This is a genomic window from Rhizobium sp. BK251 (assembly GCF_004345245.1).
Classification (GTDB): domain Bacteria; phylum Pseudomonadota; class Alphaproteobacteria; order Rhizobiales; family Rhizobiaceae; genus Rhizobium.
Genome location: NZ_SLUQ01000008.1, coordinates 166,275 through 189,922 on the forward strand (window position 1 = coordinate 166,275; position 23,648 = coordinate 189,922).

The window sequence follows — 23,648 nt, forward strand, 5'->3', positions numbered from 1 at the left end:
TATCAGAAAGCCGATATCGGAAATTCCGATATCTCTATCGCTGGCGACCGGATCGCAAGGCCTCGGCGATGCCGACAAAATCCCGCGCCGCCTGCGGCAGACTGGAGCCCTTCCGCCAGACCATGCCCACCTGCACCACAGGAAGCGAGCCCGAGACGTCCCGGCTTTCGATGCGGTCGCCTTCCAGCGACCACGGGCGGTAGACGAGATCGGGCAGGAGAGCCACGCCGGCACCGGTCGCGACCAGACTGCGGACCGCTTCCACCGAGCGGGTGCGAAAGGCGACATGCGGACGGGCGCCGAGGGCGGAAAGCAGCTTGCCCGTGTTCTCCTCGATTTCGTCGACTGTCAGCATGATCAGCGGCTCACGCGCGATGTCGGCGACCGAGATGATGTCGGCAGAGACCAGCGGATGGCCCATGGGCAGCCACAGGCGATACGGCGAGGTCTCGAGAATCTCCGCCTGCAGCGCCATGCGGTCGCGCAGGTTCGATATGACCATGACCGCCACATCGAGTTCTCCGCCGACAAGGAGATGTTCGAGGTAGCCGCCGTTGTCCTCGATGGCGCTCACCTCGACGCCGGGGCAGGCGCGGCGATAGCGCGCCAGAAGATCGGAGAGCACGTAGCCCGCTACCAGCGATGTGACGCCGATGTTCAGCTTGCCGTTCAGCTCGGTCTGCTTGCCGGAAAAGCTCGTTCGCGCGTCCGACACCGTCGAGAGGATCTTCGTGGCATGGCGCAGGAACTGGTGCCCGTTATGCGTGATCGTCAGCCCGCGCGGGTGGCGCTCGAAGAGTTCGACGCCGAGGTCCGTTTCCAGTTCCTTCAGCGCCTCGGTGACCGAAGATTGGGAAATCGATAGGTTCTGTGCGGCGCGCGTCACCGAGCCCTGCTCGGCCACGGCGACAAAATACTGCAGCTGACGAAGCGTGAAGGCCATGGCCGGTTAGAGCATGGCCGCGCGCCAAAATCCAGAAGCCAGAACGCCGGCCCATTTCTGGGCTTCGCGTGAATATGGCGTTGATTTCCATCTCGACTTAAGCATTCCGAAACGACATTTCTCTAGCGTCCAAGACTGAATTGTATCGCGTTGGAGTGCCGTAATGACGGAGCAGTTGGCGTGATGGCCCTACTGCGCATTTTCCGGCGACCCCGGAAACTGGCCCTGATTGTCGGCGGAATCGCTCTCCTTGGGGGCGCTTCCGGCGCTTTTGCGCTTTATATCGGCAAGGACAAGATCCTGCGCATCGCCGCCGGCGGCCCCAATGGAATTTCCTGCACCGACGTCAACCTGGTGACCATCCGCCGTCCGGGCCAATTGTGGGTTCGCAAATATATAAAGACGGCACCGACCGACGGCATGACGCGCGTGAGGACCGCACTTCGCGTCGCGCGGGCGGTCTACGACACGCAGAAGCCGGACCTGGTGCAAGTCGTGGTGCTCGACGAGAGCGGCCCTACCCTGCGTTCCGACATCCGCGGCCGTGCGATCGGCGCCGATGTCGTCTATGTGCCGCATCCGGAGAAGATGGTGGAAGGCGTCAGCCCGGCACTCTTCACCGCCAAATACTTCAATAGCGCCGCCACCGAAGCCGGCCTCTTTTTCGGCGAGCGCATGGAAATGCCGCTCGAAGACATCGAGCATATGAATGCGGCGCTGACCGACCATGACGATTGCGTCGACCCGGTCGCCGCCGAAGCCGCGCTGAAGGCGCCCGCCGCCAGCAAGGCTGCTCCACCGGCGGAAAAGGGAAGCGGGCCGGCCGAGCATGGCGCCCCGTCACCCTCGAGCGGCCCCGAGATCAGCGAGAATGGCGCTGAGGCCGACGCTGCGCCAGCCGCCGCCGCGGAATCCGGCTATGCTTCTGCCGGGCAGGAAGCACCCGCGGAAAGCGAAGAAGATCTCGCCACGCTGCCGAAGCCCGAATCCGAAACGAATTGAATTCCGTACCGCTCAAAAAGAAAAGGACCGGTTTTGCCGCCGGTCCCTTTCAACGAGATTGTGTATGTTCGGCTCAGTCTGCTTTGCTGCGACGGGCCGGGAATAGGATGACGTCGCGGATCGACGGTGCGTTGGTGAGAAGCATGATCAGACGGTCGACGCCGATGCCGAGACCGCCGGCGGGTGGCATGCCCTGGTCGATTGCGTCGAGGAATTCGTCGTCCAGCTGCTTTTCCTTTTCGCCGCGGGCGTGCGCCTGCTCGAGCTGCTCCACCATGCGGCGGCGCTGCTCTTCCGGGTCGTTGAGCTCGGAGAATGCGTTACCGAGTTCCCAGGCGTTGCAATAGGTCTCAAAGCGCTCGACGAGGCGCGGCTCGCCCGGGACTTCCTTGGCGAAGGGGGAGATATCCTTCGGGAAGTGCGTTACGTGGCTCGGCTGGATCAGCGTGCCCTCGACCTTCTCCTCGAAGATGAAGGCAAGGCATTCGCCCCAGGTCCAGTCCTTCTCGACCTCGAAACCGGCGGCCTTGGCGGCGGCGCGGGCTTCCTCATCGGTCTTCATGGCAAGGAAGTCGATGCCGGTCACGTCCTTGACGGCATCGGGCATCGGCACGCGCTTGAACGGACCCTTGAAGGAGATTTCCTTGTCGCCGAAGGCGAATTCGGTCTTGCCGTGGATCGAGAGAGCGAGCGTCTCGAACAGGCGCTCGACGAGGTCCATGATGTCCTCGTAGTCGGCATAGGCCCAGTAGCACTCCATCATCGTGAATTCTGGATTGTGCCGGGTGGAAACGCCTTCGTTGCGGAAGTTGCGGTTGATTTCGAACACCTTGTCGGTAAGGCCCGAGACCAGCGTGCGCTTCAGGAACAGTTCCGGCGCGATACGCAGGTACATGTCGAGCTTGAGCGTGTTGTGATGCGTCTTGAAGGGTTCGGCGGTCGCGCCGCCATAGACCGAATGCAGCATCGGCGTCTCGACTTCCATGAAGCCGTCGTTTTCCATGAAGCGACGGATGCCGGAAACGATCTTCGAACGCTGCTGGAAGCGCAGCTTCGATTCCTCGTTGGTCATGATGTCGAGATGGCGCTTGCGATAGCGGATCTCGATGTCGGAAATGCCGTGCCACTTCTCCGGCATGGGGAGCAGCGACTTGGTCAGCATGGTGATTTCGCGGGCGTTGATAGACAGCTCGCCACGCTTGGTGCGACGCACAGTGCCGGTGACGCCGATGATGTCGCCGATATCGATCATGCCCAGCATGTTGCGGGCTTCCTCGGGCGTTACGTCCTTGTGGCTGAAGATCTGGATCTTGCCGCCGGCGTCATGGATGTCCATGAACATGCCGGAGTTGCGCGACGAGTAGACGCGGCCGGCGACCGTCACGACGTCCTGTGTCTCCGTGTCCGGCTCAAGGCCTTCGTATTTCGCGGCCAGCTCGGCATTGGTCATCGTGCGATGGAAGTGGGCCGGATAGACCTCGCCGATCTGCTCGCGCAGCAGCTTCAGCTTCTGGGCGCGCACTTCGGTCGCGTCGGAGGAGAGGGCGGCGGTTTCGGTCTTGTTGTTCATGGTTCAAGCGTCCGATTCAGTTCTTCGGGCCGACGAGCGAGGCAACGGTCTGGGCGGCAAGTTTCAGCCGCTGGCGCACGACGGCACGGCCGAGGATTGCCATGGAATCGAAGAGGGGCAGCGAGCGTGATGAGCCGGACATCGCGACGAACAGCGGCGCCACCACGACCTTCAGCTTCTTGCCCATGCGGTCTGCGACGGCGCGCAGCTCCGCCTCGATCGATTCAACATTCCATTCCAGTATCTTTTCAAGATCCGGCTGAACTGTATTGAGGATTTCGAGCAATTCTTCCGGCGTCGACTTGATGCGGGCAAACGCCGAGGGATCGAGATTGAGCTCCGACTTCAGAAGGAAGCCCATGAGGTCCGGCAGTTCGCCGAGCTTGGAAATGCGCGACTGCGACAGCTTCAGGCCCTGGTGCAGCCGATCGTTCTCCATCGCCCAGGTCAGCACGCGCTGCTGGAATTCCTCTTCCGAAAGCTTCTCGCGGATCCACCGGCCGTTCAGCCAGTCGAGCTTCTGGATGTCGAAGATCGCGCCTGCCTTGGAGAGGTTTTCCGGATCGAACTTTCCGGCGAATTCGTCCATCGTCAACAGTTCTTCGCCTTCGGCGATCTGGACGAAGAACAGGCCGAGGAAATTCATCAGCGCCTCGGGGATATAGCCGAGGGCCGAATAATAGGAGATCGAGGTCGGGTTCTTACGCTTCGACAGCTTGGATTTGTCAGCGTTGCGCATCAGCGACAGGTGCATGAAGACGGGCTGCTCCCAGCCGAAATAGCGATAGAGCAGGATGTGCTTCGGCACGGATGCCAGCCATTCCTCGCCGCGCGCGACATGGGTGATCTTCATCAGATGGTCGTCGATGACGTTCGCCATGTGGTAGGTCGGCATGCCGTCGCCCTTGATCAGCACCTGCATGTCCACCGAGTCCCAGGGGATGCTGACTTCGCCGTAAACGCCGTCGGTGAAGTCGCAGGAGCCCTCGGTCGGGATCTTCATGCGGATGACGGAGCTTTCGCCCGCTGCCATCTTGGACGTGACCTCCTCGGCCGTAAGGGTCAGGCAGAGACCATCGTATTTCGGCGCCTTGCCGGCGGCGCGCTGGGCTTCACGCATCTGCTCCAGGCGCTCGGGCGTGCAGAAACAGCGGAAGGCGTGGCCCTTGTCCAGGAGTTCCTGGGCATAGGGCTGGTACATCGACTTGCGGTCGCTCTGGCGATAAGGGCCATATGGGCCGCCGATATCCGGACCTTCCTTCCATTCCAACCCGCACCACTTCAGCGCGTCCAGCACCTTCGTCTCGAATTCCGGCGTCGAGCGGGTCGCATCCGTATCCTCGATACGCAGGATGAATTCGCCGCCGTGCTTCTTGGCGAAGAGGTAGTTGAACAGCGCTATATAGGCGGTGCCGACATGCGGCTCGCCGGTCGGGGAGGGTGCAATGCGGACGCGGACGCCGGAGGTTGTCATCTTTTTTGCCCGTTATGAGATGCAGGCGGCATCGCTGGGAGCGCGCCAGCCGCCATGGATGCGAATGTCTGGATCAGGAAAACCACCGCGGGAGGGTCGAAACCCGGAATGATCGGCCGATTTTCCGCTCGGCTGGCCTTAGGCCATATTCAACCGTGCGCGTCAAGGAAAACCGGTCGGCGGCGGCTGAGCGGACCGGCCAGACAAAGAGCAATGCCGTTGCCGACGAGGATGATCGGCAGCGAAAGCGGCGGTTCGAGCCGAAGGCGTACCGTTTACCTGTCAATGCGGCTGGACAATGCCGGATGCGAGACTAGGCTCAACCGGAGGGCGATTGCCTGACGCGCGAGGGAGAGATCTTAGATGAGCGAGCTTTTGCATGTGCCGGTAAAGCTGGCGGACGGGCGTGAAACGACGCTGAACGAGTACAAGGGTAAGGTGATGCTGGTCGTCAACGTCGCCTCCAAATGCGGCTTCACCAACCAGTATGACGGCATGGAAAAGCTGTACGAGGACAGGCGCGACCGCGGCTTTGTCATCGCAGCCTTCCCCGCCAACAACTTCAAGGGCCAGGAGCCCGGCACGAACGAGGAGATCGTCGCGTTCTGCAGCACGACCTATAACGTGACGTTTCCGATCTTCTCGAAGATCTCTGTCAAGGGGGAGGACCAGCACCCGCTCTACAGGCAACTCACGGGTTCGGGCGTTACGGCGACGGGCGATGAGCCGATGAGGCAAAGGCTGCGCGCCAACGGGATCGAGGCGGAGGATCGAACCGAAATTCTCTGGAACTTCGAAAAATTCCTGATCGGGCGCAATGGCGAGGTCGTCGCCCGCTTCGCGCCCGATGTGGCGCCCGAAGATCAAAGGCTTGTCTCTGCGGTCGACCGGGAGCTCGCGAAAGCCGGCTGATCAAACAGCCTGATGATTGTTCAATTGCAGCCGGGCGCGGCCGTCGACCGCGCCCGGCTCGCTTGCGGTCGTCAATGACCGCCGGCGGCTCTCTTGCGCCTGTTGCGCGCCACCATGTTCAGCACTTCGACCAGCGCCGAGAAGGCCATCGCGGCGTAGACGTATCCCTTCGGAACATGGAAGCCCATGCCGTCGGCGATCAGCGTCGTGCCGATCATCAGCAGGAAGGCGAGCGCCAGCATGACGATCGTCGGATTGCGCTCGATGAAGTTTGCGAGCGGCGTCGCAGCAAACAGCATGACCGTAACGGCGACGATAACGGCGACCACCATGATCGGGACGTGCGGCGTCATGCCTACGGCGGTGATGATGCTGTCCACCGAGAAGACGAGGTCGAGCAGCAGGATCTGGCCGATCGCAGCGGCGAAGCCGGTCGTCGCGGAACTCGCGATGAAATCCTCCTGATGATCGGCGGGATCGACGTTGTGATGGATTTCCTTCGTCGCCTTCCAGACAAGGAAGAGGCCACCGGCGATGAGGATGATGTCCTTCCAGGAGAAGCCGTGACCGAAGAGCTCGAAAACCGGTTCGGTCAGCTGGACGATCCAGGCAACCGTGCCCAGCAGCGCAAGACGCATGACGAGGGCAAGCCCGATGCCGATGCGCCGCGCCTTTTCGCGATTTTCGGGCGGAAGCTTATTGGTCAGGATCGAGATGAAGATCAGGTTGTCGATGCCGAGAACGACTTCCATGGTCACGAGGGTGACAAGCGCCACCCAGGCAGCCGGATCCTGGAGAAGCTGCATTATTTCCTGCATCGGCGAGTTACCCCCTTGCGCCAAAAGATTGTCCACGCTGCCAATTTAAGCATGGCGTGGCGCCGGGCAAGCGGCGCAAGGGGATATACGAAAGCGCGGTCGCTTCTATTCCCTGATCGGGAGCCAAATTTCCGTAAGGCCCATACCGGTGTGCGGGTCGAAGCGCTCGTCGTAGCGCTCGAACATGTCCGGCATGTCGCCACAGCGAAGGCCGGATTCCGGCAGCCATGTACCGAAGATCTGCCCGCAGGTCGACTTTATCTCGGAGACGTGACCCCGGTGGGCGAAGACGGCGTAGCGCTGCGCCGGCAGCTTCAGCGTGGAAAATCCGCGGGGCAGGTCGTCGGCGGCCGTCACTTCCACGGCAGCCATGTAGCGGAAGCCGTCGGTCTGACCCTCGGCATGGGTGCAAACGCCGAAGGCCGCGTCACTCACCTGATCGGGAATATTGCCAAAGTGCATGTTGAACCTTTGCCAGAGCGAGGGAATTTTTTCGGTGTGCTCGAAGGAATAATCTTCGGCAAGTCCGGCAAGCAGCATTGCCGGCTGGTCGACGAAGCGCGGGGCTTCGAGTTTCGGGAGGCGCGTGTCGTCCATTCTGATCGGTTCCATCAGGTCGAGGTTTCGTGCGTGCCCTTGCCTGCGAACCGCTTCCGGCGTCACGCCGAACTGGTCGCGGAAGGCGCGGGTGAATGCCTCGTGCGAGCCGTAGCCCGCATCGAGCGCAACCTCGAGAATGTTTGCCGTGCCATCGGCGAGGACACGTGCAGCGCCGCTCAGGCGCCGTGCCCGGATATAGCCGCTGATCGAGTGGCCGGTCACGCTGCCGAAGACGCGCGACAGGTGAAAGCGCGAAAGCCCGGCTGCGTCGGATATCTCCTCCAGCGATATATCGCTTGCAAAATGGCTCTCGATGAACCAGACCGCCCTCTTGATGGCACTCATTTAATTCCCTCGGTTGCCGGACGATTCATAAGCGTTCGCCGGCAGTCGGGTTTGATCGCCGTTGCTGGATTATAGCGTGTGGAATGGTTGACGCGCGCAGAAATCGGCACGCCGGGATATGCCTGTCAGGTCAGGCGGTCGGGCGGGTGCCCGTGCCATAGGCGGCCATGAAGACGCGAACTGCGCCATGGACCACCCGATGCATCTCTTCCCGTGACGGTGGCTCCATCGCACCGAAGAGGCGCAGCTTGAAGAAGCTGCCGCTCGAAAGTTCGAGGAACTGGCGGGCCGCCAGGTCGATATCGTCGATTGCGACGCGACCCTCGGCCACCTGCCGCTGGAGATAGTCGTACATGACGGTCCGGATGTTCTCCGGCCCCGTGAAGAAGCGCTGGCACAGGCCCGGCATGCGATCCCGGACACCGAGGACGGTCCGCATCGCGTCCATCACCTTGTCGGTCGTCATGTGCGCGACAAAGGTCATGCCGAAATCGTAGAGAGCTTCCTCGACCGTGCTCTTTTCCGCGAGTGCGGTGCGAACGCTGGCCACGAACTCGGCACGCTCGGTCTCGACCATTGCCGCGAACAGGTCTTCCTTGTTCGCGAAATAGACATAGAGCGTGCCCTTGGAAACACCGGCCTCGCGCGTGACGTCGTTCATGCTGGCCGCATCGAAGCCGAATTTCATGAAAGCACGCTTCGCGCCTTCGAGAATCTGCTGGCGCTTGGCCGGGTCCTCGCCCGCCGCCCACCGTCCGCCCGTTGCCGGGGCGGCGTTCGCTGTCTCGTTTTCCAGTTGCGTCGTCTTGTTGTTCATGACCGGTTTCGAAAAATCTTTACGAAATCGAACTGATTGGTTCGATGCATCTTGATATGAGGGTAAAAACCCTTTATGTCAACTAAACCGAACCGTTCAGTTCGATCATTTTTACTCGATCTCGGTGTTTTCGCATGTCGACCACTCAGAAAACCAATGTAGCACGTATCGTCAGCGATTCCGCAGAAGCCGAAGTGGCCAAGCCGGAAGCTGGCGCATCCGCGGATGCCTCCACCGCGGATGCGCGCGGCCCTTCCGCTGCCCCGGCCGCGCAGGCGGAGGCTCCGGCAGCCCCCCAAAAGAAGCGCCGGAGCCTCGCCCTGCCGATCATCGGCCTCGCGCTGCTCGCCGGCGGCGCATGGTACGGCTATGAGTGGTGGACGAATGGCCGCTTCATGGTATCGACCGACGACGCCTATATTCAAGGCGATATCGCGATCATCTCGCCGAAGGTTACCGGCTATGTCGCGCAGGTGGATGTCGTCGCCAACCAGAAGGTCAAGGCCGGTGACGTCCTCGTCACGCTCGACAACGGCGACTACCAGAATGCCCTCGACCAAGCGAATGCGCAGCTTGCGACGGAACAGCTCTCGCTGAAGCGGATCGACGCCCAGATCGACGGTGCAAAGGCGAGCCTTGCACAGGCCGATGCGCAGAAGGTCTCGCTCGAAGCGGCCGTCCGCGGCGCCGAGATCAAGCAGAAGCGCCAGGCAGAACTCGCGGCGAAGTCAGCCGGCACGGCAGCCGACCTCGACAGCGCCAATGTCGCGCTCGACCAGGCCAAGGCGAACCTCGTCGGCGGCGATGCGAACATTACCTCCGCGCAGGCCAACATCACGATCCTGGAAGCGCAGCGTCGCGAGGCCGAAGGCTCGGTTCGCACATTGGAAATCCAGCGCGACAAGGCGGCCCGCGACCTTTCCTTCACGGTCCTCAAGGCACCCTATGACGGTATCGTCGGCAACCGTGCCGTCCAGGAAGGCGATCTCGTCTCTCCTGGCCAGAGGCTGATGGCGCTGGTTCCCGTCCGCCAGCTCTTTATCGACGCGAACTTCAAGGAGACGCAGATCCAGCATCTCGTCCCCGGCTCGAAGGTCAGTGTTCATGTCGATGCCTATGACGACCACCCGATCGTCGGCACCGTCGAGTCAATTTCCCCGGCCTCCGGCTCGGTCTTTTCGCTGCTGCCGCCGGAAAACGCGACGGGCAACTTCACCAAGATCATCCAGCGCGTGCCGGTGCGCATCGCGCTGCCCCAGGACGCGCTTGACAGCGGCCGCCTTCGCGCCGGCCTGAGCGTCGTCGTCGACGTCGATACCCGCACGGCTCCCGCCACCGGAGTGGCAGAGGCAAAATAATCCGCCGCAGCGCCAGTTGGCATTTGGCCAACGGCGCCGCAGGACTGTCGATTTGCGCATGACCGCGTCTCAGACGGTCATGCGCCCACGGAGTTAGGCCCATGGCCGCCAGCGCAACAGTGGGGACCGTCCCGGTCGCCGGCGCCGAAGAACGCATGGATCCAAGAAAGCTGATCGCCTTCTTTGCCATGGTGCTCGGCATGTTCATGTCGATTCTCGACATCCAGATCGTCTCCGCGTCGCTCGCGGAAATCCAGGCCGGCCTGTCCGCCGGCTCGGACGAGATCGGCTGGGTGCAGACGGCCTATCTCATCGCCGAAGTCATCATGATCCCGCTCTCGGGCACGCTCGCGCGCATCATCTCGACGCGCTATCTTTTCGCGATCTCGGCGGCCGGTTTCACGCTGTCCAGCGCGCTCTGCGCGACGGCAACGAACATCGACCAGATGATCGTCTATCGCGCCATCCAGGGCTTCATCGGCGGCGGCATGATCCCATCGGTCTTCGCGGCGGCCTTCACCATCTTCCCGCCCTCCAAGCGCAGCGTCGTCTCGCCGATCATCGGTCTTATCGCAACGCTTGCCCCCACCATCGGCCCGACGGTCGGCGGCTATCTCAGCCATGCCTTCTCCTGGCACTGGCTGTTCCTCGTCAACATTATCCCGGGCATCGTTGTGACGATCGTCACCTGGAATTTCATCGATTTTGACAAGCCGGAACTGTCGCTCTTCAAGAAGTTCGACTGGTGGGGCCTCATCTCGATGGGGGTCTTCCTCGGGGCTCTGGAATATGTGCTGGAGGAGGGCAACTCCAACGACTGGTTCAACGACCGATATATCGTGATCGGCGCCGTCGCATCGGCCATCGCCGCAGTCGTCTTCTTCTACCGCGCCTTTGCGGTGGAGTTCCCGGTGGTCGATCTCAGGGCCTTTTCCAACCGAAACTTCGCCTTCGGCTCGGTCTTCTCCTTTGTCATGGGCATCGGCCTCTATGGCCTCACCTATATCTACCCGGTCTATCTCGGGCGCATCCGCGGCTATGATTCGCTGATGATCGGCGAGACCATGTTCGTGTCGGGCCTTGCCATGTTCTTCACGGCGCCGATTGCCGGCCGGCTTTCGACGAAGCTCGACCTCCGGGTGATGATGGTGATCGGATTCCTGAGCTTTGCCGCCGGCACCTTCACCATGACGCATCTGACGGCCGATTGGGATTTCTACGAGCTCTTCATTCCCCAGATCCTTCGCGGCTTCGGGCTGATGATGTGCATGGTCCCGATCAACAACATCGCTCTCGGCACGATGGCGCCCTCGCGCATGCGTGGAGCATCGGGCCTCTTCAACCTGACCCGAAACCTCGGCGGTGCGGTCGGTCTCGCGGTCATCAACACGGTTCTCACCAATCGCCAGGATGTGCACTACGAGCGCCTGCGCGAAAATGTTCACTGGGGCAGCGCGGCCGCACTCGACCAGATGAACAACATGGCGGCCAATTTCAATGCGCACGGCATGGAAGGCTCCGCCGTCGCAATCAAGCAACTGGTCGGGCTTGCTGAGCGGCAGGCGATGATCATGTCCTTCAGTGATATCTTCCTCATGCTGACCTTGCTATTTACCGCGATGTGCCTTGGTGTGTTCATGATCAAGAAGCCGCAGGCGGCTGGCCGCGCGGGCGGTGGCGGCGGCCACTGAGCTGCAGTCCGCGGCATCGATAAGGCCCTCGTTTCGAGGGCCCTTTTTGTTGCCCGCGCTCGTAATTGCGTTGCCCTTTCCATGGCTTGTCCTGGAGCTGTCGGCGCGGCGATCTCCCAAGCGCCGCGGTGTTCGTCGGCTTCAGATTTATCTGCTCTGAAAGTCGGGAAAGCGACCTTCAGAATTTTTTGATTTACGTACATCAGATTTGGCGTTATTGGTCTTGTCAGGAGGAGCGATGAGGCCAACAGTTCACGATATTGCCGCTGCTGCGGGCGTGAGCCTTGCCACGGTCGACCGCGTGCTGAATCAGCGCCCCGGCGTGCGTCAGGCGACGCGGCGCAAGGTCGAGGAAGCGATTCGCGAGATCGGCTATGTGCGCGATGTGGCCGCCGCCAATCTTGCCAAGAGCCGCGTCTATCCGCTCGTCTTCATTCTGCCCACAAGCGACAATTCCTTCATGCACGGCGTGCTTGAGGAGGTGAAGCAGGCGGTCGCGCGTTCGGGTGGCGAGAGAACGGCCATCCGCGTCATCGAGGTTCCCGCCTTTGATCCTTCGGCGATCGTCGCCGCGCTACAGGGCCTCGCCTCGGAAAAGCCGGCGGGCGTGGCGCTGGTCGCAACCGACGCGCCAGAGGTTCGCGCTGCCGTCGACGATCTCGTTGCTGCCGGTGTTTCCGTCGTCACCCTCGTTTCAGATCTTACCGGTTCGCGCCGCCATCACTATGCCGGCGTCGACAACATCGCCGCCGGCCGCACGGCGGCTCATCTGCTGGGCCGGTTCCTCGGCGCGAAGGAAGGCGAGGTTGCGGTCCTGGCCGGCTCGATGCTGGTACGCGACCACCGCGAGCGGCTCGAGGGCTTCGCGGCGCTGATGGCCGAGCAATTTCCGCAGTTCTCGCTGCTGCCGGTGGTCGAAGGACGCGACGATCCCGAGCTCGTGAACGTGCTTATCAACGCGACGCTTTCGAAGAACCCCCGTGTCATCGGCATATACAGTCTTGGCGCGGGCAATCGCGGCCTCATAAAGTCTCTGAAGGAGAGCAGGCCGCAACGCGACCTGACCGTCGTCGCCCACGAGCTGACCGCACATACCCGCAGCGCGCTGAAGGACGGTCTCATCGACGCGATCCTCAATCAGGATGCGGGCCACGAAGTGCGCAGCGCGATCCGCGTGATGAAGGCAAAGGCGGACGGGCTCGCGATCATTCCCGCGCAGGAGCGCATCCGTCTCGATATTTTCTTGAAAGACAATCTGCCCTGAGTGGCAGAGCAGGGAGAAACACCACAATGTATTTGGGTCTCGATCTCGGTACTTCCGGCGTCAAAGCCATGCTTATCGACGGCGATCAGAAGATCATCGGTTCCGGCAATGGTTCGCTCGACGTCTCTCGGCCGCATCCCGGCTGGTCGGAGCAGGATCCGGCGGACTGGATCCGCGCGACGGAAGAAGCCGTTGCTGCTCTGAAGGCGAAGCATCCGGCCGAACTTGCCGCCGTCCGCGGCATTGGCCTTTCCGGCCACATGCACGGCGCGACCCTCCTCGATGCTGATGACAAGGTGCTGCGCCCCTGCATTCTATGGAACGATACGCGCAGCCATGTCGAGGCTGCCGCGCTCGATGCAGATCCGCGCTTCCGCAAGCTCACGGGCAATATCGTCTTCCCGGGCTTTACCGCGCCGAAGCTTGTCTGGGTCGCCAAGCACGAGCCGGCGATCTTCGCCAAGGTCGCCAAGGTTCTGCTGCCTAAGGACTTCCTGCGCCTGTGGCTGACGGGCGAGCATATCTCCGAAATGTCGGATTCCGCCGGCACCTCCTGGCTCGACACGGGCAAGCGCAAGTGGTCTGCAGAGCTTCTCGCCGCGACCGAGCTTGATGAAAGCCAGATGCCGTCGCTGGTGGAGGGCACGGAGGCGGGCGGCAGCCTGCGCCGCGAACTTGCATCCAAATGGGGCATTGCCGGTGATGTCGTCGTTGCTGGCGGGGCAGGCGACAATGCAGCCTCGGCCTGTGGCATGGGTACTGTCAAGGCGGGCGCCGCCTTCGTTTCGCTCGGAACGTCCGGCGTGCTTTTTGCCGCCAACGGCTCCTACCTGCCGAAACCGGAAAGCGCCGTTCACGCCTTCTGCCACGCGCTGCCCAATACCTGGCACCAGATGGGTGTCATCCTTTCGGCCACCGACGCGCTGAACTGGCATTCCGGCGTCACCGGCAAATCGGCGGCGGACCTGACCGGCGAACTCGGCGACACGCTGAAGGCTCCCTCGGGCGTCACCTTCCTGCCGTATCTTTCCGGCGAACGCACGCCGCACAACGATGCCGCCATCCGCGGAGCCTTCATCGGCCTCGGCCACGAAAGCAGCCGCGTCGTGCTCACCCAGGCGGTATTGGAGGGCGTCAGCTTCGCCATCAGCGACAATCTCGAGGCGCTGCGTTCCGCCGGCACCACAATCGCACGCGTCACGGCGATTGGCGGCGGTTCGCGCTCGCGCTACTGGCTGGCCTCGATCGCGACGGCCCTCGGCGTGCCGGTCGACATCCCGGCCGATGGCGATTTCGGCGCGGTCTTCGGTGCTGCCAGGCTGGGTCTGATCGCTGCGACGGGAGCCGATCCGGTCGCCGTCTGCACGCCGCCGAAGACCGCAAGCACGATCGAACCCGTGACTGCGCTTAGCGGTGTCTATGCGGATGCCTACAAGCGCTACCGCGCCCTTTATCCGGCGATCAAATCACTGCAGCATTGAACCCAGAACAACAATTCGAAACCTGAGGAGACACGAGATGAGCACCGGATTTTTCGGCGACATCCAGAAGATCAAGTACGAAGGCCCTGATAGCACAAATCCGCTGGCCTTCCGCCACTACAACAAGGACGAAGTCGTTCTCGGCAAGCGCCTGGAAGACCATCTGCGCTTCGCCGTTGCCTACTGGCACACCTTCGCTTGGCAGGGCGGCGACCCCTTTGGCGGCCAGACCTTCCTGCGCCCCTGGTTCGAAGACACGATGAAGGCCGCCAAGCTCAAGGCCGACGTCGCGTTCGAACTCTTCCAGTTGCTCGATGCGCCGTTCTACTGCTTCCATGACGCCGACGTGCGCCCGGAAGGCAAGAACTTCGCCGAGAACACCAAGAACCTGAACGAGATCGTCGACTACTTCGCCGAGAAGCAAGCCGCGTCAGGCGTCAAGCTGCTCTGGGGCACGGCGAACCTCTTCTCGAACCGCCGCTTCATGTCGGGTGCAGCAACCAATCCGGATCCGGATGTTTTCGCTTACTCCGCCGCGACGGTTAAGACCTGCATGGACGCCACGGCCAAGCTCGGCGGCGCCAACTACGTCCTGTGGGGCGGCCGCGAAGGCTATGAGACCCTGCTCAACACCGACCTCAAGCGCGAACTCGACCACCTCGGCCGCTTCCTCAACCTCGTCGTCGAGTACAAGCACAAGATCGGCTACAAGGGCACGATCCTGATCGAGCCGAAGCCGCAGGAGCCGACCAAGCACCAGTACGACTACGACGTGGCGACGGTCTACGGTTTCCTGAAGAAGAACGGCCTTGAAAACGAAGTGAAGGTCAATATCGAGCAGGGCCATGCGATCCTCGCCGGCCACTCCTTCGAGCACGAACTGGCGCTTGCCAACGCGCTGGGGATCTTCGGCTCGATCGACATGAATCGCAACGACTACCAGTCGGGCTGGGATACCGACCAGTTCCCGAACAATGTTCCTGAGATGGCACTCGCCTACTACTACGTCCTGCAGGGCGGCGGCTTCACGTCAGGCGGCACCAACTTCGATGCCAAGCTGCGCCGCCAGTCGCTCGATGCGGAAGACCTGTTGATCGGCCATATCGGCGGAATGGACGCCTGCGCCCGCGGTCTCAAGGCAGCCGCCAAGATGATCGAGGACAAGGCGCTCTCCGGCCCGCTCAATGCGCGCTATGCCGGCTGGGATTCGGCCGAAGGCCAGAAGCTCGCTCGCGGCGAATACTCGCTCGAGCAGATCGCCGAGTGGGTCGAAGCCAAGGACATCAACCCGCAGCCGAAGTCCGGCAAGCAGGAACTGCTCGAAAACGTCGTCAACCGCTACGTTTGATGTCGAACTGATCTTTGAGGAAGGGCCGGGGAGCGAAAGCTTCCCGGCCCTTTGCATTACGGCACATCATTTCACCCTGTCGATCGATGCCGCGATCTGCTGCGCTTCCTTGCCGATCTGTCGCAAAAGTCCTGTCGGCACCACGTTGAAGCCGCAGAAATAGAGACCGTCATTGCCCGGCTGAAGCTCGCCGCGCGGCGGGCCGTCGGCGCCACCGAACCTTTGCTCGAAATTCGGCAGCAACGCATTGAGCGCCGGCTTGTAGCCGGTTGCCATGACAATCGCATCGAAGGTTTCGCGCCGGCCGTCGGCAAAATGCACCTGCGAGCCCTCCAACTTCGAAACACCGGGAAGTACCCGGATATCACCCGACCTGATCCGCTCGATCGTTCCGATATTGATCAGGGGAGTGCGGCTCCTTTCCATGATCGTCGTTAGTGGACCTTCGCGCGCCCGTTCAAGCCCAAACGCTCCCAAATCCCCGAAGCGCCAGCGCAGGAACGGAGCGTTCACGGCGTCGACGATGCGGCAGGGAAAATACTGCTGCGCTATGGCGATGCTCGCGGTCGTCAATCCGAACATCTCGAGCGGGACGACATTGACCGGACTTCGCACGGACAATCCGACCTCGAGGCCCGCTTCGGCGCATTCGAGAGCGATCTCGCCCGCCGAATTGCCGAAGCCGACGACGAGGACACGCTTTGCCGCGAGGTCCGCTGCGTTTCTGAACTCCGATGAGTGAAGGCGCTTTCCCGTGAACCCTTCCTGTCCTTCCCAGGTCGGGACGGCGGGCATGTTCGCAAGCCCGGTCGCAACGATCACGTTCCTTGCCTCGAAGGCTCCGGCGGCAGTCTCCACGGCCCATTCCTTCGCCTTCCGGATCGCCGTGACGTGTGTGCCGTATCTTATCTCGACGCTGTTGGAGTTGGCATAGTCTTCGAGATACTCGATGACCTGAAGCCGCGACGGGTATTTTGGAAAACTGCGTGGCATCAGTCTTCCGGGCAGGGCGGAGTGCATCTTGTGGGTATGCAGACGAAGCCTGTCGTAGTGCCTGTGCCACGAGGCGGCGAGCCTGTTGGCTCTTTCAAGCACGAGCGACGAACGCCCGCGCGCACGGAGCGCGGCGGCGCAGGCCAGTCCTGCAGGTCCGGCGCCGACAATGATTGTTTCGGAAGCTGTCACGGCGTACCTGCCTGCCAAAACCCTGGAAGCGGTTGTAGCACAAATTGCCGTGGCGAACGGCTATTCGCGAGACGCGCGAGCAATGTCGGCTTGGTACTGGGAGCCTTTTACCAGGCCGAAAGTCAGACCATCGTGCGGTATTGTCGGCCTTGCACAGAAGCTGCGCTACCGGTTGGGGTTTTTCGCCAATTGCCACTCACCCGTCGCGTCGGGCTCCACGCGCTTGTTGCCGCGGTAGAAGATTGGCAGTCCGGTCTTCTTGTCGATCGAGAAACGGCTCGGCGTGAACTTTTCGTTCTCGCGGCCCTGGACGGCGAGGCCGAGCGCATCCTTGAATTTACCGGCCTTGCAGAGACTCTTGAACAGAGTTTGATCCATCGGTTGCTCCAGCGTCGTTTCACGTCCCTTGGATTGCCTGCCAGCGTCCAATGACTGGATCAACCACGAATGAAGGTCCCCATCAACCCCCATTTAGCCAACAGCCGGGCCGTGTGCCTCTTGAGCGCCTAGAGCGCATCAGGTCCGGGCGGCAATCGCATTGCGGCTCGCCCAGGATGCATCGCGCCGCTGCGTGGTCAGCGTTTCTGCCAGTTGCGGGGCGGGGCGGAGACCGAGCTGCGCACGATGAGGTCCGGCCTGAGGAGGATCTCAGTTTCGGCGGGCTGTCCGTCCGAGAGCAGTTCCAGTAGCAGCGCCATCGCATGCTTGCCGATTGCGGTGCGCGGCTGGCGGATCGTCGTCAGCGACGGGGTCATGAAGACGGCCTGCGGCACGTCGTCGAAGCCGGTTACCGAGAAGTCCCGTGGAATATCGTAACCCCGGGCGCCAAGGCCGATCATGACGCCGATCGCTGTCTGGTCGTTGACGCACATGAAGGCGGTCGGCAGCGTATCGCGGATGAAGACCTGTTCGACGGCATGGCGCCCGCTTTCGATCGTGCCGTCCCCTTCGAGCACGATGCGCATGTCCTGCGGGATGCCGGCCGCATCGAGCCCTGCTTCGTAGCCTTCCCGCCGGCGGCTATAGGCGAGCCGCGTACGCGAATCACCGATGAAGGCGATCTTGCGGTGCCCCTCGGCGAGCAACAGGTCGACGGCCTTGCGGGCACCCTCGATGTCGTCGACGCCGACATAGGGAATCCCGCCGTTGAAGACCGGTTCGAAGACGCCGACGCTTGGCGGCAGCTGCGCAGTCATCGTCTGGTGGCCGAACGGCAGGATGCCGGTGAAGAGAATGAGGCCGGCCGCCTGGTTCGAGCTGAAGAACTTCAGATATTCGAGACCGCGCTGGGCATCGTTCTGGGTATGGCCGATCAGGATGCCGTAGCCGTGGGCGCGGGCTTCATTCTCCAGGCCGATCAATATGTTGGAGAAGTTCGGGTCGCCGATATCGGGCGCCACGACGAGGATCATGTTGGAACGGCCGAGGCGCAGGCTGCGCGCCATGGCATTCGTCGTGTAGCCGGTGATGGCGATCGCCTGGTTGACCTTGAGTCGCGTCGAATTGGCGACCTTCTCCGGCATGTGGATTGCCCGCGAAACGGTCGCGATGGAAACCTCGGCGATCCGGGCGACGTCTTCGATGGTTGCGGGCGTGGAATTCGACACGGGATTCTGCCTTGGGCTGTCTTCGCCGCACACTACACAGGCTTGTCGGCAGGTCAAATGCACCTTTCAACAAGTCGATGTAATTACACGATGTAAACCTTTACATGCGCGATGTAAAGGTTTACATATGCCTCCAAGCGGATGGGAGCCGCAGGGAGGACGTCATGACAGCGGATAATGCAGAGGCTGCGCCGGTAGTTCTGTCGGCGAAGCGCATTTGCAAATCCTTCAGCGGCGTGCAGGTTCTTTTCAGCGTGAATTTCGACCTGCGCGCAGGTGAAATCCATGCCCTGATGGGCGAAAACGGCGCCGGAAAATCCACCCTCGTCAAGATACTGTCCGGCTTCGAACAGCCGACGTCGGGCGAGATTCTCCTCGACGGCAAGTCGGTGGTGTTGCCGCCGAACGGTGCTGCCGAGGCGCTGGGCATCGTCATCATCCACCAGGAATTCAATCTCGCCGAACACCTGACCGTCACCGAAAGTCTGTTCCTCGGGCGAGAGGTCACGCGATTCGGTGTGCTCGACCGCAGGTACATGCGCTCCGAGACGCGCAAGGTTCTCGACACGCTTGGTTCGCATGTCGACGAGAATGCGCTCATCAGCACGCTTTCCATTGCCGACAAGCAGATGGTCGAGATCGCCAAGGCGATCAGCCGCGATGCGCGCGTCGTCTTCATGGACGAGCCGACGGCCGTGCTGTCGCGCGAAGAGACGAACATGCTGTTCAAGCAGGTGCGCAAGCTGCGTGACAAGGGCACGAGTTTCGTCTTCGTCTCGCACAAGCTGGATGAAGTTATGGAGCTTACCGACCGCGTTACCGTCCTGCGCGACGGGCAATGGGTCAAGACGGCGCCGACCGGCATTCTGGACGGGGAATCGATCGCGCAGCTGATGGTCGGTCGCGAGCTTTCGAGCCTCTATCCGGCCAAGTTCGAGCCCAATGTCGACGAAGAGGTCGTGCTCCGCGTCAGCGGCATTTCGACCGGCTATGTCAAGGATGCGAGCTTCGAGGTTCGCAAGGGCGAGGTGATCGGCTTTTCGGGGCTGATCGGTTCGGGCCGCACCGAGCTGATGGAAGCGATCGCGGGCCTGCGGACCCGTCTTTCCGGCGAGGTCGTCATCAAGGGCGAGCACGTCCATTCCGGCGATGCGCGGGCGGCAAACCGGGCGGGTCTTGCCTACATGACCAAGGATCGCAAGTCGAAGGGTCTGCTGCTGCGCTCCAACATGGCGGCCAACCTGACGCTGCAGTCGCTGGAGCGCCATGTCAGCCACGGCTATCTGAGCCCAAATAGCGAGGCGGCCGCCCTCGCCAAGGCCAAGCGCCGATTCGATATACGTGTGCGCGACAGCAAGATCGTGGCCGGGCGTATGTCGGGCGGCAACCAGCAGAAGCTCCTGCTTGCCAAGGTCATGGAGACCGAGCCGCAGATCATCATCATCGACGAGCCGACACGCGGCATCGACGTCGGCACCAAGCAGCAGATCTACCACTTCATCTCGGCGCTTGCGCGCGACGGCCGGTCGATCATCGTCGTTTCCTCGGAAATGCCGGAGATCATCGGGCTCTGCACGCGCGTCGCCGTGATGCGCGAGGGGCGGATCGTCGGGATGCTCGAGGGAGACGAGATCTCCGAACAGGAAATCATGCGCTACGCGGCGGGACTGAAGAGGCAGACCGCCGCCTGAGAGCGGCGGGTCGGCAGGCGGCTGCGAGCAAAATAAGAAGATACCCATCGCGGATGGGACGGGAGGTCGATTTTGGACATGAGTGCTAACGAGGAAACCAGGGAGATCCGGCGCAGATCCTGGCGGGATGTCGATCTGCGCGCGGTTGCGCCCTTTGCGGCTCTTGCGCTGCTCCTGATCGTCGGAGCGCTGGTCAATCCGAATTTCATCGGCATCACCAATCTCGCGAACGTCGCGACGCGCTGTGCCTTCATCGCCATCATTGCGGTCGGTGCGACCTTCGTCATCTCAGCGGGCGATCTCGATCTTTCCGTTGGCTCGATGGTCGCCTTCGTGGCGAGCCTGATGATCCTGCTGATAAATTCCGGCGTGATCGCCGATCCCACGCTCATGCTCGTGGCTGCGGTCGCCTTCACTGTCGTTGCCGGCGCCCTGTGTGGCCTTGCGAACGGCCTCATCACCACGGTCGGCAAGATCGAGCCCTTCATCGCCACGCTTGGCACGATGGGCATCTATCGCGGGCTCACGACCTGGCTGTCGCAGGGCGGCGCGATCACGCTGCGCTCGTCGGAAATCCAGTCGCTCTACCGCCCGGCCTATTTCGGCAGTATCGGCGGTGTGCCGGTCCCGATCGTGGTCATCCTCGTCGTCACGGCGATTGCTGCGTTCATCCTCTATCGCACGCGCTATGGCCGCCATGTCGTGGCCGTCGGTTCCAACAGCGATGTCGCGCGCTATTCGGGTATCGCGGTCAACCGGGTGCGCACCATCGCCTTCGTCATCCAGGGGCTCTGTGTCGCCATCGCCGTGCTGCTCTACGTTCCGCGCCTCGGCTCGACCTCGGCGACGACCGGCATCCTGTGGGAACTGCAGGCGATCACCGCCGTCGTCGTCGGCGGCACGGCGCTGAAGGGCGGCGCCGGCCGGGTCTGGGGAACGATCTGCGGCGCCTTCATCCTCGAGCTCGTCGGCAACATCATGCTGCTGTCGAACTTCATCAGCGAATATCTCATCGGCGCGATCCAGGGTGCCATCATCATTATCGCGATGCTCGTCCAGCGCTCGCTGGTGCGGAAGTCGTAAGCAGCCATTTCACGAATTGGCCGGGCTCGCAGGGCGCCCGGCCCGGAGGTGAACAAGTCCCTGACGTTTTATTGGGAGGAAATAAGCATGCGTAAGCTCATGTTGGGCCTGACCGTAGCAGCGGCGACTTTCGCCGGTGCCGTTCATGCCCAGGACAAGAATTTCACCATCGGCGTGTCCATTCCGGCCGCCGACCATGGCTGGACTGCCGGCGTCGTGTTCCATGCCGAACGCGTCGCCAAGAAGCTGATGGAGGAGCATCCGGGCCTCAACGTCATCGTCAAGACCTCGCCGGACCCGGCCAGCCAGGCCAACGCCGTGCAGGACCTTGATACGCAGGGCATCGATGCCCTCGTCATCCTGCCGTCGGATCCGGATCCGCTCGTCAACGCCATCAAGGAAGTCAAGGACAAGGGCAAGTTCGTGGCTCTGGTGGACCGCGCTCCGTCGAACAACGACAACTCGGTTCGCGACCTCTACGTCGCCGGCAACAACCCGGCTGTCGGCGAAGTCGCTGGCAAGTACATCGCTTCGCAGACGCCGGACGCCGAAGTCGTCGTCATCCGCGGCCTGCCGATCCCGATCGACCAGCAGCGCCAGGACGGCTTCGACAAGGGTATTGCCGGCTCGAACGTCAAGGTTCTCGACCGCCAGTACGGCAACTGGAACCGCGACGATGCCTTCAAGGTCATGCAGGACTACCTGACCAAGTATCCGAAGATCGACGTCGTATGGTGCCAGGACGATGACATGGCTGTCGGCGTTCTCCAGGCCATCGAGCAGGCCAAGCGCACCGACATCAAGTATGTCGTTGCCGGCGCCGGCTCCAAGGACATGATCAAGAAGGTCATGGACGGCGACAAGATGATCCCGGTCGACGTTCTCTATCCGCCGGCGATGGTCGGCACCGCGATGGAGCTGACGGCTGCTTCGCTCTACGACCAGGTTCCGGTTCACGGCAACTACATCCTCGATGCGACGCTCATCACCAAGGACAATGCCAAGAACTACTACTTCCCGGATTCCCCGTTCTGATCAATCCGATCCATGCATGCGCCCCTCCGAAAGGACGGGCGCATTTTCTTTGTCCTGAAGTCGCCGGGCGATGAAAATGCGGCACGTACCTCTTGCCCGACCGGGTTGGTCGTGGTTAGGTCGCAGCCTACCGGTCTTGGCTTCGGCCAAAATCTGACGGCAAGGGCGAGGAGGCGCCTTGCTCCCGCCAAATTGCATGCTACAAGTTTCCAGAAACGTTTACGGTCGTCATTTAGGGAGGAATCCGACATGAAAACGATCAAGGGCCCTGGCCTGTTCCTCGGGCAGTTCGCGGGCGATGCCGCCCCTTTCAACTCTTGGGATGCGATCACCAAATGGGCGGCCGACATCGGCTACAAAGGCGTCCAGGTTCCCACCTGGGCCAGCCAGCTCATCGACCTCAAGAAGGCCGCGACTTCCAAGGACTATTGCGACGAGTTCGCCGGCAAGGCGCGCGAGAACGGCGTCGAGGTCACCGAGCTTTCCACCCATCTGCAGGGCCAGCTCGTTGCCGTGCATCCTGCCTATGACGAAGCCTTCGACGGCTTTGCTGCACCCGAAGTGCGCGGCAATCCGAAGGCACGCCAGGAATGGGCGGTCGAGCAGGTCAAGATGGCGCTGACGGCGTCGAAGCACCTTGGCATCAAGGCGCACGCGACCTTCTCAGGTGCGCTTGCCTGGCCCTTCATCTATCCCTGGCCGCAGCGCCCCGCCGGTCTCGTCGAGACGGCGTTCGACGAGCTTGCCCGTCGCTGGAAGCCGATCCTCGACCATGCCGACTCTCAAGGCGTTGACGTATGCTACGAGATCCATCCGGGCGAAGACCTGCACGACGGCATCACCTACGAGATGTTCCTCGAGCGCGTCGGCAACCATCCGCGTGCCAACATGCTCTATGATCCGTCGCACTACATCCTGCAGTGCCTCGATTATCTCGATAACATCGACATCTACAAAGACCGCATCAAGATGTTCCACGTCAAGGATGCCGAGTTCAATCCGACCGGCCGTCAGGGCGTTTACGGCGGCTATCAGGGCTGGGTCGAGCGCGCCGGCCGGTTCCGTTCGCTCGGCGACGGCCAGGTCGATTTCGGTGCGGTGTTCTCGAAGATGACGGCGAACAACTTTGATGGCTGGGCCGTGGTCGAATGGGAATGCGCGCTGAAGCATCCGGAAGACGGCGCCCGCGAAGGCGCTGAATTCGTGAAGGCGCATATCATCCGCGTCACGGAGAAGGCCTTCGACGATTTCGCCGCCGGCGGCACCGATCAGGCGGCCAACCGGCGGATGCTGGGGCTGGCATAAAGCGTAATTCGGCCCCGCCGGAGATCGATCCGGCGGGACCTGACCGGGCGTATAGTCTCGCCCGGTCGGGAGTGAGCCCTGCAGGGCAGGGGAGGAGGGCAAACCTCCGCATCAGAATT

20 protein-coding genes are annotated in these 23,648 nt (G+C 62.0%); 11 read left to right on the forward strand and 9 right to left on the reverse strand.

The genetic code is table 11. The features are described 5' to 3' along the window. Positions 1–34: 34 nt before the first annotated feature. Positions 35–943 carry a LysR family transcriptional regulator gene (locus tag EV286_RS21350; RefSeq protein WP_132959177.1) on the reverse strand — a complete coding sequence of 303 codons (909 nt, stop codon included), beginning with the start codon at positions 941–943 and terminating at the stop codon, positions 35–37. Between the two features lie 180 nt (positions 944–1,123). Between EV286_RS21350 and EV286_RS21355 the strand changes: the two genes are divergently transcribed. Then, on the forward strand, positions 1,124–1,945 hold the full coding sequence (locus tag EV286_RS21355; protein WP_132959178.1) for a hypothetical protein: 822 nt from the start codon (positions 1,124–1,126) through the stop codon (positions 1,943–1,945). Between the two features lie 73 nt (positions 1,946–2,018). On the opposite strand, the gene lysS is transcribed toward EV286_RS21355, so the two are convergent. Next, positions 2,019–3,515: a lysine--tRNA ligase gene (gene lysS / locus EV286_RS21360; RefSeq protein ID WP_132959179.1), complete on the reverse strand. Its 1,497-nt coding sequence runs from the start codon at positions 3,513–3,515 to the stop codon at positions 2,019–2,021. 16 nt (positions 3,516–3,531) lie between these two features. Continuing rightward, positions 3,532–4,989 carry a glutamate--tRNA ligase gene (gltX, locus tag EV286_RS21365; protein WP_132959180.1) on the reverse strand — a complete coding sequence of 486 codons (1,458 nt, stop codon included), beginning with the start codon at positions 4,987–4,989 and terminating at the stop codon, positions 3,532–3,534. Positions 4,990–5,352: 363 nt separating this feature from the next. Here gltX and EV286_RS21370 point away from each other — a divergent pair, with 363 nt between their 5' ends. Further along, positions 5,353–5,901 carry a glutathione peroxidase gene (locus EV286_RS21370; RefSeq protein ID WP_132959181.1) on the forward strand — a complete coding sequence of 183 codons (549 nt, stop codon included), beginning with the start codon at positions 5,353–5,355 and terminating at the stop codon, positions 5,899–5,901. A 71-nt stretch (positions 5,902–5,972) separates the two neighbouring features. Here the strand turns inward: EV286_RS21370 and EV286_RS21375 are convergent, their stop codons facing one another. From EV286_RS21375 to EV286_RS21385, 3 genes are all read right to left on the reverse strand, one after another. Then, positions 5,973–6,719: a TerC family protein gene (locus EV286_RS21375; RefSeq protein ID WP_132959182.1), complete on the reverse strand. Its 747-nt coding sequence runs from the start codon at positions 6,717–6,719 to the stop codon at positions 5,973–5,975. 105 nt (positions 6,720–6,824) lie between these two features. After that, complete coding sequence (locus tag EV286_RS21380; protein ID WP_132959183.1) at positions 6,825–7,664, reverse strand: AraC family transcriptional regulator; 840 nt, start codon at positions 7,662–7,664, stop codon at positions 6,825–6,827. Positions 7,665–7,794: 130 nt separating this feature from the next. Beyond that, complete coding sequence (locus EV286_RS21385; protein ID WP_132959184.1) at positions 7,795–8,481, reverse strand: TetR/AcrR family transcriptional regulator; 687 nt, start codon at positions 8,479–8,481, stop codon at positions 7,795–7,797. A gap of 134 nt (positions 8,482–8,615) precedes the next feature. Between EV286_RS21385 and EV286_RS21390 the strand changes: the two genes are divergently transcribed. The 5 genes from EV286_RS21390 to xylA all read left to right on the forward strand — a co-directional run bounded on the left by EV286_RS21390 (position 8,616) and on the right by xylA (position 15,623). After that, a complete protein-coding gene (locus tag EV286_RS21390) occupies positions 8,616–9,839 on the forward strand; it encodes an HlyD family secretion protein (protein ID WP_132959185.1) in 1,224 nt (407 codons plus the stop codon). Positions 9,840–9,940: 101 nt separating this feature from the next. Next, positions 9,941–11,530, forward strand: a complete 1,590-nt coding sequence (locus EV286_RS21395) for a DHA2 family efflux MFS transporter permease subunit (RefSeq protein ID WP_132959186.1) — start codon at positions 9,941–9,943, stop codon at positions 11,528–11,530. A 238-nt stretch (positions 11,531–11,768) separates the two neighbouring features. Next, on the forward strand, positions 11,769–12,794 hold the full coding sequence (locus tag EV286_RS21400) for a LacI family DNA-binding transcriptional regulator (RefSeq protein WP_132959187.1): 1,026 nt from the start codon (positions 11,769–11,771) through the stop codon (positions 12,792–12,794). 26 nt (positions 12,795–12,820) lie between these two features. After that, on the forward strand, positions 12,821–14,275 hold the full coding sequence (gene xylB / locus EV286_RS21405) for a xylulokinase (protein ID WP_132959188.1): 1,455 nt from the start codon (positions 12,821–12,823) through the stop codon (positions 14,273–14,275). Positions 14,276–14,312: 37 nt separating this feature from the next. Further along, on the forward strand, positions 14,313–15,623 hold the full coding sequence (gene xylA / locus EV286_RS21410; RefSeq protein ID WP_132959189.1) for a xylose isomerase: 1,311 nt from the start codon (positions 14,313–14,315) through the stop codon (positions 15,621–15,623). Between the two features lie 66 nt (positions 15,624–15,689). Here the strand turns inward: xylA and EV286_RS21415 are convergent, their stop codons facing one another. From EV286_RS21415 to EV286_RS21425, 3 genes are all read right to left on the reverse strand, one after another. Next, positions 15,690–16,808 (reverse strand): NAD(P)/FAD-dependent oxidoreductase, encoded by a 1,119-nt coding sequence (locus tag EV286_RS21415; RefSeq protein WP_132959190.1) that lies wholly within the window; start codon positions 16,806–16,808, stop codon positions 15,690–15,692. A 165-nt stretch (positions 16,809–16,973) separates the two neighbouring features. Then, entirely contained in the window at positions 16,974–17,186 is a 213-nt protein-coding gene (locus EV286_RS21420; RefSeq protein WP_132959191.1) for a hypothetical protein, read from the reverse strand. Positions 17,187–17,383: 197 nt separating this feature from the next. Further along, positions 17,384–18,415 (reverse strand): LacI family DNA-binding transcriptional regulator, encoded by a 1,032-nt coding sequence (locus EV286_RS21425; RefSeq protein ID WP_132959192.1) that lies wholly within the window; start codon positions 18,413–18,415, stop codon positions 17,384–17,386. Positions 18,416–18,579: 164 nt separating this feature from the next. Between EV286_RS21425 and EV286_RS21430 the strand changes: the two genes are divergently transcribed. The 4 genes from EV286_RS21430 to EV286_RS21445 all read left to right on the forward strand — a co-directional run bounded on the left by EV286_RS21430 (position 18,580) and on the right by EV286_RS21445 (position 23,529). Then, on the forward strand, positions 18,580–20,106 hold the full coding sequence (locus EV286_RS21430; protein WP_132959193.1) for a sugar ABC transporter ATP-binding protein: 1,527 nt from the start codon (positions 18,580–18,582) through the stop codon (positions 20,104–20,106). A 78-nt stretch (positions 20,107–20,184) separates the two neighbouring features. Continuing rightward, a complete protein-coding gene (locus tag EV286_RS21435; protein ID WP_132959468.1) occupies positions 20,185–21,189 on the forward strand; it encodes an ABC transporter permease in 1,005 nt (334 codons plus the stop codon). A gap of 87 nt (positions 21,190–21,276) precedes the next feature. Beyond that, on the forward strand, positions 21,277–22,224 hold the full coding sequence (locus EV286_RS21440) for a substrate-binding domain-containing protein (protein ID WP_132959194.1): 948 nt from the start codon (positions 21,277–21,279) through the stop codon (positions 22,222–22,224). Positions 22,225–22,473: 249 nt separating this feature from the next. Then, positions 22,474–23,529 carry a sugar phosphate isomerase/epimerase gene (locus EV286_RS21445; RefSeq protein WP_132959195.1) on the forward strand — a complete coding sequence of 352 codons (1,056 nt, stop codon included), beginning with the start codon at positions 22,474–22,476 and terminating at the stop codon, positions 23,527–23,529. Positions 23,530–23,648 lie beyond the last annotated feature (119 nt).

What these genes read in the sequence shown, in the direction of transcription:
- EV286_RS21350 (WP_132959177.1), bottom strand. Translation starts at nt 943, where the DNA reads ATGGCCTTCACGCTTCGTCAGCTGCAGTATTTTGTCGCCGTGGCCGAG.
- lysS (WP_132959179.1), bottom strand. Translation starts at nt 3,515, where the DNA reads ATGAACAACAAGACCGAAACCGCCGCCCTCTCCTCCGACGCGACCGAA.
- gltX (WP_132959180.1), bottom strand. Translation starts at nt 4,989, where the DNA reads ATGACAACCTCCGGCGTCCGCGTCCGCATTGCACCCTCCCCGACCGGC.
- EV286_RS21370 (WP_132959181.1), top strand. Translation starts at nt 5,353, where the DNA reads ATGAGCGAGCTTTTGCATGTGCCGGTAAAGCTGGCGGACGGGCGTGAA.
- EV286_RS21375 (WP_132959182.1), bottom strand. Translation starts at nt 6,719, where the DNA reads ATGCAGGAAATAATGCAGCTTCTCCAGGATCCGGCTGCCTGGGTGGCG.
- EV286_RS21380 (WP_132959183.1), bottom strand. Translation starts at nt 7,664, where the DNA reads ATGAGTGCCATCAAGAGGGCGGTCTGGTTCATCGAGAGCCATTTTGCA.
- EV286_RS21385 (WP_132959184.1), bottom strand. Translation starts at nt 8,481, where the DNA reads ATGAACAACAAGACGACGCAACTGGAAAACGAGACAGCGAACGCCGCC.
- EV286_RS21390 (WP_132959185.1), top strand. Translation starts at nt 8,616, where the DNA reads ATGTCGACCACTCAGAAAACCAATGTAGCACGTATCGTCAGCGATTCC.
- EV286_RS21395 (WP_132959186.1), top strand. Translation starts at nt 9,941, where the DNA reads ATGGCCGCCAGCGCAACAGTGGGGACCGTCCCGGTCGCCGGCGCCGAA.
- EV286_RS21400 (WP_132959187.1), top strand. Translation starts at nt 11,769, where the DNA reads ATGAGGCCAACAGTTCACGATATTGCCGCTGCTGCGGGCGTGAGCCTT.
- xylB (WP_132959188.1), top strand. Translation starts at nt 12,821, where the DNA reads ATGTATTTGGGTCTCGATCTCGGTACTTCCGGCGTCAAAGCCATGCTT.
- xylA (WP_132959189.1), top strand. Translation starts at nt 14,313, where the DNA reads ATGAGCACCGGATTTTTCGGCGACATCCAGAAGATCAAGTACGAAGGC.
- EV286_RS21420 (WP_132959191.1), bottom strand. Translation starts at nt 17,186, where the DNA reads ATGGATCAAACTCTGTTCAAGAGTCTCTGCAAGGCCGGTAAATTCAAG.
- EV286_RS21430 (WP_132959193.1), top strand. Translation starts at nt 18,580, where the DNA reads ATGACAGCGGATAATGCAGAGGCTGCGCCGGTAGTTCTGTCGGCGAAG.
- EV286_RS21435 (WP_132959468.1), top strand. Translation starts at nt 20,185, where the DNA reads ATGAGTGCTAACGAGGAAACCAGGGAGATCCGGCGCAGATCCTGGCGG.
- EV286_RS21440 (WP_132959194.1), top strand. Translation starts at nt 21,277, where the DNA reads ATGCGTAAGCTCATGTTGGGCCTGACCGTAGCAGCGGCGACTTTCGCC.
- EV286_RS21445 (WP_132959195.1), top strand. Translation starts at nt 22,474, where the DNA reads ATGAAAACGATCAAGGGCCCTGGCCTGTTCCTCGGGCAGTTCGCGGGC.